7 protein-coding genes are annotated in these 12,975 nt (G+C 69.0%); 1 reads left to right on the plus strand and 6 read right to left on the minus strand.

What is annotated here, in order from left to right; genetic code table 11:
- Positions 1–109: 109 nt before the first annotated feature.
- Both VJ673_RS07565 and VJ673_RS07570 read right to left on the minus strand, forming a co-directional pair.
- Complete coding sequence (locus VJ673_RS07565; protein ID WP_324125452.1) at positions 110–973, minus strand: SPFH domain-containing protein; 864 nt, start codon at positions 971–973, stop codon at positions 110–112.
- Between the two features lie 8 nt (positions 974–981).
- On the minus strand, positions 982–1,425 hold the full coding sequence (locus VJ673_RS07570; protein WP_324125453.1) for an NfeD family protein: 444 nt from the start codon (positions 1,423–1,425) through the stop codon (positions 982–984).
- A 283-nt stretch (positions 1,426–1,708) separates the two neighbouring features.
- On the opposite strand from VJ673_RS07570, the gene VJ673_RS07575 reads away from it, so the two are divergent.
- Positions 1,709–1,912 (plus strand): cold-shock protein, encoded by a 204-nt coding sequence (locus tag VJ673_RS07575; RefSeq protein WP_015433923.1) that lies wholly within the window; start codon positions 1,709–1,711, stop codon positions 1,910–1,912.
- Positions 1,913–1,985: 73 nt separating this feature from the next.
- Here VJ673_RS07575 and VJ673_RS07580 read toward each other — a convergent pair whose 3' ends face one another.
- The 4 genes from VJ673_RS07580 to recC all read right to left on the minus strand — a co-directional run bounded on the left by VJ673_RS07580 (position 1,986) and on the right by recC (position 12,941).
- Positions 1,986–3,377 carry a sigma-54-dependent transcriptional regulator gene (locus tag VJ673_RS07580; RefSeq protein WP_324125454.1) on the minus strand — a complete coding sequence of 464 codons (1,392 nt, stop codon included), beginning with the start codon at positions 3,375–3,377 and terminating at the stop codon, positions 1,986–1,988.
- Positions 3,378–3,508: 131 nt separating this feature from the next.
- On the minus strand, positions 3,509–5,662 hold the full coding sequence (gene recD / locus VJ673_RS07585; RefSeq protein WP_324125455.1) for an exodeoxyribonuclease V subunit alpha: 2,154 nt from the start codon (positions 5,660–5,662) through the stop codon (positions 3,509–3,511).
- A complete protein-coding gene (gene recB / locus VJ673_RS07590; RefSeq protein ID WP_324125456.1) occupies positions 5,659–9,390 on the minus strand; it encodes an exodeoxyribonuclease V subunit beta in 3,732 nt (1,243 codons plus the stop codon). The genes recD and recB overlap by 4 nt, the downstream gene beginning before the upstream one ends.
- On the minus strand, positions 9,387–12,941 hold the full coding sequence (recC, locus tag VJ673_RS07595) for an exodeoxyribonuclease V subunit gamma (protein ID WP_324125583.1): 3,555 nt from the start codon (positions 12,939–12,941) through the stop codon (positions 9,387–9,389). Before recC ends, recB begins: the two co-directional genes overlap by 4 nt.
- Between the last annotated feature and the right edge of the window lie 34 nt (positions 12,942–12,975).

Consider the following 12,975-nt stretch of genomic DNA (forward strand, 5'->3'; position numbering starts at 1 on the left):
CGAACGACGCCTGGCAAGGACGAGACCGCGGGGCCGCGAGGGAACGTGGCTCGACCGACGATGGACTTCCATTGCCCGGCGGAGTTCCGGGGCGCTCGTGCGGAGGCGGTTAAGCGGTCATCTTCCCGCGCGCGAGCAGGCCGCGCACGGTTTCCTGCAGGTCGGCCGGCAGCACGACCACCTTGGCGCTGTCGGACGAGCCCATGCGTTCCATCGCGGCGATGTACTTCTCGCCGAGGAGATACATCATCGGCCCCGGCTGCTCGCCGACGGCGGCCGCGACGCGGCGGATCGCTTCGGCCGAGGCTTCGGCGAGCATCACCTGAGCGTTGGCGTCGCGCTTGGCGGATTCGAGACGCGCCTCGGCTTCGAGGATCGCGGCCTGCTTCGCGCCTTCGGCCTTCGTCACCGCGGCCTTCCGCTCCCGCTCCGCGGCGGCCTGCATCTCCATCGCGCGCTGCATCGACTCCGACGGCTTGATGTCCTGGATCTCGACGGACTTCACCGTGAGGCCCCAGTCGACCGCCTCGTCGGCAATGCTCTCGCGCAGCCGGGCCTTGATCTTGTCGCGCGACGAGAGCGCCTCGTCGAGTTCCATCTCGCCGACGATCGAGCGCAGCGTCGTCATGATCAGGTTGCGGATCGCCTCGGCGAAGTCGGTGACGCCATAGACGGCCTTCACCGGATCGGTAACCTTGATGAAGGCGATCGCGTTGGTGACGATCACCGCGTTGTCGCGCGTGATCACCTCCTGCTCCTGCACGTCGAGGATGATGTCCTTCGTGACGAGCTTGTAGGCGACGCGGTCGAGGTAAGGAATGATGATGTTGAGGCCCGGCTTCAAGGTGCCGTTGTACTTGCCGAGCCGCTCGACGATCCACTCCTCGCCCTGGGGCAGGATGCGAACGCCCTTCGCGAGCGTGACGACGACGAAAATCAGGACTGCTACGACGACGACGAATCCACCGCTCATGCTGGCTCCTAGGCTTTGACAACTTTCAGGAAACTGCCCTCGACCGCGACGACGCGCACCCGCTCGCCAGCCGCGATCGCATTCTCGGCGAGGCACACCCATTCCTCGGCGCCCAGAACCGGTCGCTGGAAACGGACCTTGCCGCGCTGGAACGGCGCCACGGCACCGACCAGCAGGCCGACCTCGCCGATCACCTCGCCGCCGGATGTGCCGATGCGCGTCTTGTGCGCGTTAGGCTTGAAGACGCGAAACCACAGCGCGACCATCGCGAGCGACAGCGCCGTCCACAGCGCGAGCTGAGCGGTCAGCGAGAGCGCCGGGAACAGCGCCAGCACGCCCGCCATCACCAGGCCGGCAATGCCGAACCAGATGACGAAGAAGGACGGGACCGCGAGCTCGGCGAGAATCAGCACGATACCGGCAACTGCCCACTGCCACCATTCGATATTCATATCGGCTCCTTCTCGCGATTGTAGCTGCATGTTACGACCATGTGCCTGCAGCAGCCGCAAACCCGCGCCCCGCCTGCGACAGACGTCACGGACGTGTTTTCGTAGGTCCTACATAACAGTTGACCGCCATCGCGTTTTTCACCAGACTGGCATTGCGCATCTGTAATCGCGTGGTTTTTCGTGCTTGACGGTCCTCTGGTTCCGCAGTTCGTTTTTCCCCGATCTCGATTGTCGCACCCCGGGCATATGCCCACGTTTTAATTCCGAATTTGGGAAATACAAAATGGCAACTGGTACTGTCAAGTGGTTCAACGACGCCAAGGGTTACGGCTTCATTACCCCCGACAACGGCGGTGAAGACCTGTTCGCGCACTTCTCCGCGATCCAGGGCAACGGCTTCCGTAGCCTGGCCGAAGGCCAAAAGGTCCAATACGACGAGACCTCCGGCCCGAAGGGCAAGCAAGCAGGCAACATCCGCCCGCTGTAATTCGGCACTCGCCGAATTACAATGAGAAAGCCCGGCATCGCCGGGCTTTTTTGCGTCTGGGAGCCGGAAAGCGTCAGCGTTCCGGACGCATCAGCCCCAGCTTCTCGATGCGGTAGCGCAGCTGGTCGCGCGTGAGACCCAGCAGGCGCGCCGACTTGGTGACGTTCCAGTCGGTCTTCTCGAGCATCTTCACGACCAGATCCTGCTCGACGTCGGCGACGTTGACGCCAGTCGACGGCACCGACATGCAGTAGGAATCGAGCGTCTGGAAGTCGCGCTCGCAACTGCCGGAGAGGCCCGGGCAAATCGCGAGCTGATTCGGCGTGATGATGTCACCGCGAGCAAGCAATACGGTCTGCTCCATCATGTCGGACAGTTCGCTGACGTTGCCCGGCCAGCGATAGCCGCGCAACACCGCCAGCGACGGCGCGGTGAATTTCATGCGCGGCCGCGCGTAGATACGGGCGAAATGCGCGAGGAAGTGGCGCGCGAGAATGGCGACGTCTTCCCCGCGATCCCGCAGCGGCGACACGGGAATCGCATTGACGCGCAGCAGGCGCAGCAGGTCGGGACGGAAACGGCCGTCGCGCACCAGGACGTCGAGACTCTGGCTCGTGCTGCAGATGATGCGCAGCGGCGCGACGGTCTCATGATCGGCGCCGTCACGCGACACGCGGCGGCCTTCGATCAGCGCGACGATGCGCGCCTGCAGCGCCTTGGTGCAGGCGCCGATTTCGGCCAGGAACAGCGTGCCGCCTTCGGCCGCGTCGACTAGGCCGCCAGGCCAGGCGCCGGACTCTTCGTCATCGGAACCGAACAGCTCGGTCTCGAGGCGATCGTCGGCTGCAGCACAATTGAGCATGACGAAGGGTCCGCCGGCTTGCGCACCCTCCATGTGCAGCGCACGCGCGACGCTCTCCTTGCCACTGCCGTTCTCGCCGCTGATGAGGATCGCCGGCAGGCGGCCGGACGCCGATTGCGTTTCCGCGTCGAGCAGGCGGCGCATCTGGATGCGCGTGGCTTGCATCGGCGCGGAGTCGCCCAGCAAAGCGGCGGCGCTGGTGGCGCGCGCTTCGCAGGTCTTCAAATAGGCGTGGCTGCGCTCCATGCAGCGGGCGTCGCAGGCACGCTCGAGCAGCGCTTCGAGGAGCTCGACTTCCGGCAGCACGGGCAGGTGATACCAGGCGCCCGCACGGATCGCCTGGCTTACCGCGGCGCCATCACCGCCGACGAGCACGACCTTCGCGTCGCAGGCGGCAAACCGTTCGATGGAAGCCGATCCAGGCTCTCCCCACGCGTCGAGGTCGGCCAGAACGACCTCCGGGCGGAACGCGGCGAGCCGGGTTCGCAGTTCGGCGGGCGCATTGGCGTGCTGGACGGCCCAGCCGCCGTTTTGAAGGTGGCTGACGATATCTTGGCCGGGAAACGAGTCGCCGGGGATGACCAGGATCGTGTGTCGAGGCATTTCCTTGGGAGTCCTTGCTACGTGTTACAGGTGCGTCCGGCGAGAAGCTGCCGGGCGTATCAGCATGATGCGTAAAAACCCCCAATTATGCGCGCAATCGGTGCGTTCCCGTGCACTCCGCGAGTTGCCGTTTACCCGCCCTGCACCGCGGCTTTCATCAGGCCGCTCGCACGCAGCACGCGGCGACTGACGGCTTCGTCGAGCACACGGGCAGAGCCGGCCGGGGCGAGCGTCAACCAGTGGCGCGCGCGCGTGATCCCAGTGTAGACAAGCTCGCGCGTGAGGATCGGGTTCAGGGTGTCCGGCAGCACGAGCGCTGCATGCGCGAACTCCGAACCCTGGGATTTGTGGACCGTCATCGCATAGACCGTCTCGACCGCCTGCAGCCGGCTCGGCAGCACCCAACGGATGCCGTCGCTGCCGTCGCCAGCAGGGAAGGCGACGCGCAGGCCCCATTGCGGCGAGCCGTCGGGGGCGAGACGCGGCAGTTCGAGCGTGATGCCGATGTCGCCGTTCATCAGGCCGAGGCCGTAGTCGTTGCGCGTGACGAGGACGGGGCGGCCGAGGTACCAACCCTGGCTCGCGGGGATCAGGCCGGCGCTGGAGAGCCGTTGGGCGATGCGCTGGTTGAGGCCTTCGACGCCCCAGGGGCCGCGACGCAGTGCGCAGAGCACCTGGAAGTGGCGGTGCGCGGCGATGACCTGCTGCGCCCATTGGTCGAAAGCGTCCTGCGCCGCGTCGAGCGGCGGGTGAGCGTCGCGTAGGGTTCGCAGGTAGTGACGGTAGCCGACCGGAGGTGCGAGCGTCTGATCGTTGGCAACGCGGCCTTCGCCACGGCCGGGGAAGTTGGCGGCGCCGCCGTCGGTAATCAGGTCGTCGAAGGCCGGATCTTGGACACCAGCGAGGTTGACGTGAGCGAGATCCGCGTAGGCCGCCGAGCGCAGCGCATGCATCGTCGCGAGTTCTCCCGCGTTGACGGCTTCGGCGAGGCGGCCGATGCCACTGTCGGCGGTGAAACGGTGGCTGACGCGCAGCATCGCGATCGCCTGGTCGAGCGGCTCGCCGGTGGCGTCGACGAGATCGAGGTCGATCTGCGCACCCGTCGCTTGTGCGAGCCAGTCGCGCGTCGCAGGCGTGTAGTGGCCTTTGCGCGCCCGGGCGCAGAGTTCGCCGAGCACGGCGCCGGCCTCGACCGAGGCGAGCTGGTCCTTGTCGCCGAGGAGCACGAGGCGCGTGGCGGGCGGCAAGGCGGCGAGGACGGCCGCCATCATTTCGAGGTCGACCATCGAGGCCTCGTCGACGACCAGCACGTCGAGCAGCAGCGGATTGCGCGCGTCGTGGCGGAAGTGGCGGGTGTCGGGGCGGCTGCCGAGGAGGCGGTGCAGCGTCGTCACTTCGGTCGGGATCGCTTCGCGCACGGCCTCGCCGTCGGGCAGCCCGTCGAGCGGCAGGCGGCGTACGGCACCGGCGATCGATTCGTTGAGGCGCGCTGCGGCCTTGCCGGTGGGCGCGGCGAGGCGGATGCGCAGCGGGCGGGCGGAGTCGCCGCTCAACGCTAGGCTTTGCAGCAGCGCGAGGAGCTTCACGACGGTGGTCGTCTTGCCGGTGCCAGGGCCGCCGGTGACGATGCTGAAGGCGCTGCGGGCGGCGAGCGCGCACGCGAGTTTCTGCCAATCGATGGTGCCGGCGGCGGGGAACAGCGCGTCGAGTGCGCTGCGGAAAGCGGCTGGATCCAGGCCGGCCTGAAGCGTAGCGCTTGCCGAGAGCCGGTCGGCGATGCCGGCGCGGACGTCGCATTCATACTGCCAGTAGCGGCGCAGGTAGAGACGGGTGTCGACGAGGACGAGCGGCGTGTTGCCGACGCCGCTTGCGACGAGCAGCGCATGGGCCAGCGCCGCCCGCCAGTCCGCGAGGGTCAGGCCGGCGAGCGCCTCGTCGGGCAGCGGCGGACGTTCGACCGTGTCGTCGCCTTCGGGCGGCAGGGAGAGCGCGAAACGCGGGTCGGCGAGCGTCGCCGCGAGGTCGAGGCAGACGTGGCCGCGGCCGAGCTGGTGGCTCGCGAGCGCGGCGGCGAGCAGTAGCAAGGGCGCTGCGTCGGGGACTTCGGCGCGCAGGAATTCGGCGAAGGCGCGGTCGAGCGGCCGCAGCCAGCCGTGATCGACCCAGCGCTGCAACAGACCGGGAATGTCGGCCAGGAGAGCGGTCGCGCGGGCGGCGGCCGGAGCCGGGTCGAAGAGGTCGCCCATCAGGTCGGCGCCGGGGCGGGTGCTGCGGACGCGCTTCATCGGCAGGCCTCCGCGGCAGTAGCGCGCTCGCCGAATTCGGCGTCGAGCGCCTCGATCAATTCGCGGGGCGGTCGTTCGCAATGCAGGCCGCGGGTCGGAGCGTGGCTGCCGCGCAGGAAGAGATAGACCGCGCCGCCGATGTGGCGGTCGTAGTCGTAGTCGGGCAGCCGGGATTTGAGCAGGCGGTGCAGCGCGAAGAGGTAGAGCACGTATTGCAGCTCGTAGCGCTTCGCGAGCACCGCCTCGCGCATCGCCTCCGCGGTGTAGGCCGCGTCGTCGGGGCCGAGCCAGTTCGATTTGTAGTCGGCCACGTAGTAGCGCCCGCGATATTCGAAGACGAGGTCGATGAAGCCCTTCAACATGCCGTTGAGCTGACCCGGGACGAGCGCCGGGCGCGGGGCTGCGGCGAGCGTGTGTTGGCGCACGAGGGCGTCGAGGCGGGCGAGGTTCGCATGGTGCGTCTCGAACCAGAATTCCATCTCGGGGCGGGAGCCGGCGAGGTCCGCGAACCGTGGCGCGCCGCCGTCGGGCAGCGGCAGCGGCGTCGTGATGAAGTGCAGCAGCCAGCCGGTGAGCGGTTCGGTCCAGTGGCTCCAGCCACGTACGGCGCAGCGGCGGGCGATCATGTCGCGTGCGCGCTCGGGGCGGGCGGCCACGCGGCCGAAACCTTCGCGGGCGGTCCATTCGAGGAGCTCGTGGAGGAAGGTGCCGGGGCCGGCGCCGCGGGCGAAGCGGTGCAGGCGCGTGTCGTCTTCGGGCGCGATCGCGGCCTCCGCAACGGGCGCTTCATCGAGGATTTCGGCGAAGGTTTCTTCGGCCGGCGTGTCCGCGGCCGGGGGCGTTGCGGCGGCGCGTGCGGGCGTCTCCGCCGCAGCGCCCTCCTCGGTGCGCAGGCCGGAGTAGCTCGCGATCCACCAGAATTCGCGCACAGCGCGGCGCGGCGCGCGGGCCGGGCCGATCTCGGCTCGCGCCGTACATGGGATGAAGCGCTCGCCGGACGGCGCGGGCGCGGCGGCGATCGCGATGTCCTCGCACTCGCCCTTGAATTCGGCGAGCGCCGTGGCCAAGGCGTCCGGCGCGATCGTCGCGCCTGCCTTGAGGAGGTAGCCTGGGGCACTGCGGTGCAGGCCGTCGACGGGTGCGAGGCCGAGCCAGGTCACATGGCGCGCGCGCGTGAGCGCGACGTAGAACTTGCGCAGGTCCTCGCCAAGTCGTTCGCGGTCGGCGAGCCCGGCGGCAGCCGCATCGGGCGCGAGTGTCAGATGCAGCCGCCCAGTCTCGTCGTGCCACTTCAGCGGCAGGTCTTCGGATTTCGTCTCGCGGAAGGCGCAGGCGAAGGGCAGGAAGACGAGCGGATATTCAAGGCCCTTGGATTTGTGGATCGTGACGACCTGGACGAGGTCGGCGTCGCTCTCCAGACGCAGCTTCTTCGCGTCGTCTCCGTTGCCCGCGTCCGCACGCTGTTCGGCGAGATGGCGGATCAGCGCGTGTTCGCCATCGAGGGCGACGCTCGCGTGCTGCAGCAGTTCGGCGAGATGCAGCAGGTCGGTCAATGCGCGCTCGCCGTCCCGCGAGGCAAGGAGGCGCCGCGGCACGGCGAAGTCGCCCAACAGGCGCCGCAGCATCGGCAGCACGCCCTGCTCGCGCCAGCACTGGCGGTATTCGCGGAACTGCAGCACGCGGTCTTCCCACTCGAGCTCGTCGAGGCGCAGGCGGTCGAGCGCGTCCCACGGCAGATCGAGGCTCGCGGTCGCGAGCGCGGCGCGCAGCAAGCTGTCGTCGTCCGGTTCGGCGCAGGCCGAGAGCCAGAGCTGGAGTTCGGCGGCCTGGGGACTCGCAAACACCGACTCCTGGTCTGAGAGGTAGACGCTGCGCACGCCAGCCCCCGCGAGGGCTTCGCGCACGGCGTTGGCTTCGTTGCGGTTGTTCACGAGGATCGCGATATCGGCGGGACGCAGGCCGGCGAGTCCGCCGTCGCGCGCAAAACCCGCGCGGCCACGCTGCCCGAGATTCAGCAGGCGGACGATCTCGGCGGCGCACGCGGCCGCCATGCCGGCGACGTAGGCACCCTTGGTCACGACCATGCCGGCCTCTGCCGGCTCCAGCGTCCAGCAGGTCAGCGCCGGCACGGCTTCGTCGCCGACGACGAGCCGCTCGCGCCGGCCGCTGGCGGCGACGGGAAGGAAGGGCACGCGATTGCCTTCCATCGTCCGAAAGAGGAAGGCGCCCTCGCCTTCCGAACGGCGCTCCGCCTGCTCGAAACAGCGGTTGACGGCGGCGACCATTGGCAGGGTCGAGCGGTAGTTGGTGCCGAGCGTGTAGAGCCGTCCGCCGGTCGCTTCACGCGCCGCGAGATAGGTAAAGATGTCCGCGCCGCGGAAGGCGTAGATCGCCTGCTTGGGGTCGCCGATCAGCACCAGGCCGGTGTCCGGCGCATTGGCGGCGATGCGGTAGACGGCGTCGAAGATGCGGTACTGGACCGGGTCCGTATCCTGGAACTCGTCGATCAGCGCAACGGGGAACTGCGCGCGGATGAGCTCGGCGAGCCGTTTGCCGTTCGGCTGGCGCAGCGCGGCGTCGAGGCGGGTCAGCAGGTCATCGAAGCCCATCTGCGCGCGGCGCTGCTGCTCGGCGGCGAAGCGCTCGGCGACCCAGCGCGCGGCAAAGCGCAGCAGCTCTGCGTGCGCATGAGGAAGATCGGCCAGCGCCGCTTTGAGGGCCGGCAGCGCTTCAAGGGCGGGATGCTCGGGCGGCGGGACGTCTTCCTTCCAGCATTCGGCGAGGCCCGCACTCGTCAAGCGCTCCCAACCGGTGTTGAGCGCGAGCGTCTCGGCCGCGGCGTCAGACGCCCAGGAGCGCAGGCAGTCGAGCCAGGGCTGGTAATAGCGCTTCTGCAACTTCCGACCATTGACCAGCTTTGCCGCGACGGCATCGTCGAGCAGGACCCGCAAGTCGTCCGTCCATTGCGCCCACGGCGCTTTGAGCGCCGCGAGCCGCTGCGCCTTCTCGTCACGCGCCGCATGAAGCGCTTCGGCGGGCAGCGGCGCTCGCGGCAGAGCCTCGGCGTGCTCCAACAGCTTCGCGAGCTGCGCCTGCAGATCGTCCGGCGTCCGCCACCAGTGCGCGATCTCGGCGACGTCTTCGGCGTCGAGAGGCGCGAAGAAGCTGCGCCAGAAGTCGCGCACGACCTCGGCGAGCAGTTCGCGCTGATCCGGTTCGAGGCGCTGCGTGAAGAGGCTGTCGCTGTCGAAGGCGTGCTCGCTCAGCATGCGCTGGCACCAGCTGTGGATCGTCGACACGGCGGCCTCGTCCATCCATTCGGCGGCGAGTTGGAGCTTGCGTGCGCAGCCCGCCCACTGCTCGACCGGATATTCGGCGCGCAGATCGTGCAGGAAATCCTTGCCGGGCTCTCGGGGCTCGACCGCGAGCGGATCGGCAAAGAAATACTCGGCCGCTTCGGCGAGCCGCGCGCGGACGCGGTCACGCAATTCCTTGGTCGCCGCGTCGGTGAAGGTCACGACGAGGATCTCGGGCGGAGTCAGCGGGCGCGCGAAGGCGGCGTCGCCGCCGTGGCCGAGCACGAGGCGCACGTAGAGCGCGGCGATCGTGAAGGTCTTACCGGTGCCGGCGCTGGCCTCGATCAGGCGGCTGCCATGCAGCGGAAAGGCGAGCGGTATCAGGGGCTGCGGTGCGAGGGGCTGGAGCGCGGTCAGGGTTTCGCGGTTCATGCGTGGGATTCCTGCGCGTCGGCTTTGGACTTGGTGGCTTTCGAGGTGCCGACGGCCTGGTACAAGGGGCGCAGCAGCGTGTCGGCCAGGCGGGCGAATTCGCCACCCGCCCACAGCGCATCGAAGTCCGGCCAGGCGCGGGCGAGATAGGGGCTGTCCTCGATTTCGCCGCGCCGCTTGAAGCCGTCGCCTTCGTAGGTGAGGCGCGCGGCGCGGCCGGCGTCGCTCGCGAGCGGCGTGTCGGGCGTGCCGCCTTTTCCGATCCACTCGAACGCCGTCCTCACCGCGAGCGGCAGCGGCCGCGTCAGGCCCTCGTGCCAGGCGTCGAGCACGCGGCGGAAGTAGTCGCGGGCGGAGTCCGGAGCGAGCGCGTTGATCGGCGCGTCGCCCGCCTTGCTGACGATTCGGCTCGTCATCGGCTCGCCGCGGAGGTGGCCAGCGACGTGGGCGATCCAGTGACCGAGGAGCTTGTCGCGGCGGTACTTGCCGTCCTTCACGGCACTGCCGCTGTCGAGCACGACGCGACAGCGCGCGCCGTCGTCGTTGCAGCGCAGCCCGGAGAGACGGTCGATGACCGTCAGCGTGCGGCCGGCGACGAGGTGTTCAAAGAGGATGTCCTCGTCGCACTGGACGGCGTTGGGCCAATCGGCGAGCGCCTTCGAATGACGTTCGAAGAGGTCGTCCATCGGCTCGGCGAGCGCCTGCTGCATTCGGGTCGCAAAGTGGCCGGGGGCGAGCTCGCCGCGCCGGGCGATGCGGACGAGCGCCGCTTCGAGCGCCTCTGCGCGCGATTCGCCGCGCGACAGGGCCTCGAGCTGGATACCGATCAGTTCGTTCTGCAGCTGCCAGTTCTGTAGTGCATCGAGCGCAAAGGGCTCCTGGTCCTCACTCGCCGGGTCGGGCATCTCGAAATAGACGCCGAGGCGTACGCGCAGGAAGGTCTTCGCCGGCTCCTTGAGAAAGTCGGCGAGCGCACGCAAGGTCAGCGCCTCCTCGACCTCGAAGGGCGGCAAGGGCACGCTGCCCGCCTCGTCCTCATCCGCCGCGAGGCTGTCGCGCCATTCGCGCGCGTAGGTGAAGAGCGGCGAACGGCTGCCTTCGAGGGCGAAATAGTCCTGGCTGAAGGGCTGCAGGCGGTGTTCGACGGTGATCGCGTCGAGGAGCGCCTGCCCGCTATGGTCGCCATCATGCCCGTCGAGCCGCCAGCCGGCCGCGAGATGGTCGCGTAGCTGGCCGACCAGCACTGAGGGCGGACGCTCGGTGTTGTCGTGGATGCTGCGCCCGACCCAGCTGAGGTGCAGGCGTTCGCGCGCCGAGAGCAGCGCTTCGAGAAAGAGGTAGCGGTCGTCCTCGCGGCGCGAGCGGTCCCCTGGCCGGTAGTCGCGCCCCATCAGGTCGAAGTCCATCGGCACGCGCGTGCGCGGGTAGTCGCCGTCGTTCATGCCGAGCAGGCACACATGGCGGAAGGGGATCGCGCGCATCGGCATCAGCGTCGCAAAGGTCACGGCGCCGGCGAAGAAGCGTTGCGAGAGGCCGGATTCGTCCATCTGCGCAAGCCAGTGTTCGCGCACCACCGACAAGGGCAGCGCCTCCGTGAGATCAGCGGCAGCGCAGGCGTCCTGCCAGGCCTGCAGCGCGGCTTCGAGGCGCTGCAGCGTGAAGGCACCACCGGGCTCGGCCGGGTCGAAGAAGTCGGAGAGCAGCGTGCGCAGGCGCTGGCACCAGTCGTCGACGGTCGCCGCGCTGCGCAGCGTCCGCCAGCTCGCGTCGAGCCGCTCCAGCAGCGCCGCGAGCGGCCCGACGAGCCCCGCGTCGAGGCCGCCGATTTCGTCGTAGGGCTCGATGCCCTGCCAGGCCTCGGTTGCCTCGCTCCCCGCACCCGTCGCGTAGCCAAGCAGCATGCGGCGCAGGCCGAAGAGCCAGGAATTCTGCTCGACGCCTTCGGGCAGACCGAGGCTCGCGCGCTGCTCGGCATGCAGGCCCCAGCGGATGTTCGCGCCGCGCACCCAGCGGTGCAGCAGCGGCAGATCGTCCTCGGTAAGGCCGAAGCGCGCACGCAGCGCCGGCACTTCGAGGAGATCGAGCACGTCGCTCACGGCGACGCGCGACTGCGGCAGGCCGAGCAGCTTCTCGACTGCGTTGAGCAGCGGATCGTGGTGACGCAATCCTTGGTCCGCGACCGTAAACGGGATGTAGCGCGGATCGTCCACGGCAAGCAGGCCGAACACCGCCTGGATATGCGGCGCGTAGGCGTTGATGTCGGGCACCATCACGATCACGTCGCGCGGACGCAGGCTGGCGTCCTCGTTGAAGGCGGCAAGCAGCTGGTCGTGCAGGATCTCGACCTCGCGCTGCGGGCCGTGCGCGATGTGGAAGCGGATCGAATGGTCCGCCGCCAGATCGACCGCCGGCCAGCGGACACGCGTCTCAGCGAGCGGGCGCAGGTCGCGGATGTCGTCCTGCAACTGGTGCAGCAAGCTGTCCTCGCCGTGCGATTCGAAGAGATCGATGCGCTGGGAGAGCTCCGCGAAGTGCAGCGCGTAGCGGGCGCGTGCGTCGCCGCCGTCGTGCTCGTCGAGCAGGCCGATGAAGTCGCGCCCCTGCTTGCCCCAGGCCGCGAGCAGCGGATGGGCGTGCAGGTGCAGCGCCTCTTCGCCCAGCACCTCCGGCATCCCGGCGCGGCGCGCCTGGCGCGACCGGCTCGCGCGCAAGAGATCCTTGTCCGCGATGATGTCCGCCCAGTAGTGCTCGCAGGGGTTATGCACGCACAGCAGCACCTGGCTCCACTGCGCGATCGCGGCGAGCACTTCGAGCGTCTGCGCGGGCAGCGACGAGATGCCGAAGACCATCACGCGGCGCGGCAGCGCAGGCGGACGCGGTGCATCCTGCATCCGCGCGACCGCCGCGAGAAAGCGCGTATGCACCGCGGCCCGGCCGCTGCCTGCGAGCGCCGGCCCCACGTCCTCGAGCAGCGCGCGCCACAGCGCCGGCTGCCAGCGTTGCGCCGCCGGCAAGGGTTCCCGGCCGCCACGCGCAGTCAACACGACGCCGTCGCCTTCGGCCCACGCCGCGAGCCAGTCGGCGCGGTACATCTGGTACTGGTCGAAGAGATCGGCGAGGCGCTCGGCGAGCTGGTGGCGCTTTCTCAGGTCCTCGTCGTCGGCCAGGAAGCGCGCGAGCGGGGCGAACTCGTCGTGGATCAGGAGTTGCGGCAGCAGGCGCATCAGGCGCCACACGAGCAGCGGCTTGTCGAAGGGCGAGACCTCGGGCACAGCCTCCATGCCGAGCACCGCGCGGTAGGCTTGCCACACGAAGCGCGACGGCAGGAAAGCCTCCAGCGCCGCGGCGATGCCGCAACCCCCCAGCGATTCGTCGGCCGCGAGCGCCATCTTCAGCCACTGCGCGATGCCGTTGCTCTGCACGAGGATCAGCTCGTTCTCGAGCGGCGCCAGCGGATGACGCTTCATCCACGCGACCAGCACGCCGCGCAGCGCCTCCGGATGGTTGCCGTGGATCACCATCAGCCCGCCGTTCAACCCGCCGTCCTCCACGATCAAATCCGCCTCCCGCTCACAGTCATATTCA

Source organism: Aromatoleum sp. (genome assembly GCF_035254505.1).
In the GTDB taxonomy this organism is placed as follows: domain Bacteria; phylum Pseudomonadota; class Gammaproteobacteria; order Burkholderiales; family Rhodocyclaceae; genus Aromatoleum.

Excerpts from the sequence above, each read along its gene's own strand:
- recB (WP_324125456.1), bottom strand. The coding sequence starts at position 9,390 with ATGAACCGCGAAACCCTGACCGCGCTCCAGCCCCTCGCACCGCAGCCC.
- VJ673_RS07575 (WP_015433923.1), top strand. The coding sequence starts at position 1,709 with ATGGCAACTGGTACTGTCAAGTGGTTCAACGACGCCAAGGGTTACGGC.
- recD (WP_324125455.1), bottom strand. The coding sequence starts at position 5,662 with ATGAAGCGCGTCCGCAGCACCCGCCCCGGCGCCGACCTGATGGGCGAC.
- VJ673_RS07580 (WP_324125454.1), bottom strand. The coding sequence starts at position 3,377 with ATGCCTCGACACACGATCCTGGTCATCCCCGGCGACTCGTTTCCCGGC.
- VJ673_RS07570 (WP_324125453.1), bottom strand. The coding sequence starts at position 1,425 with ATGAATATCGAATGGTGGCAGTGGGCAGTTGCCGGTATCGTGCTGATT.
- VJ673_RS07565 (WP_324125452.1), bottom strand. The coding sequence starts at position 973 with ATGAGCGGTGGATTCGTCGTCGTCGTAGCAGTCCTGATTTTCGTCGTC.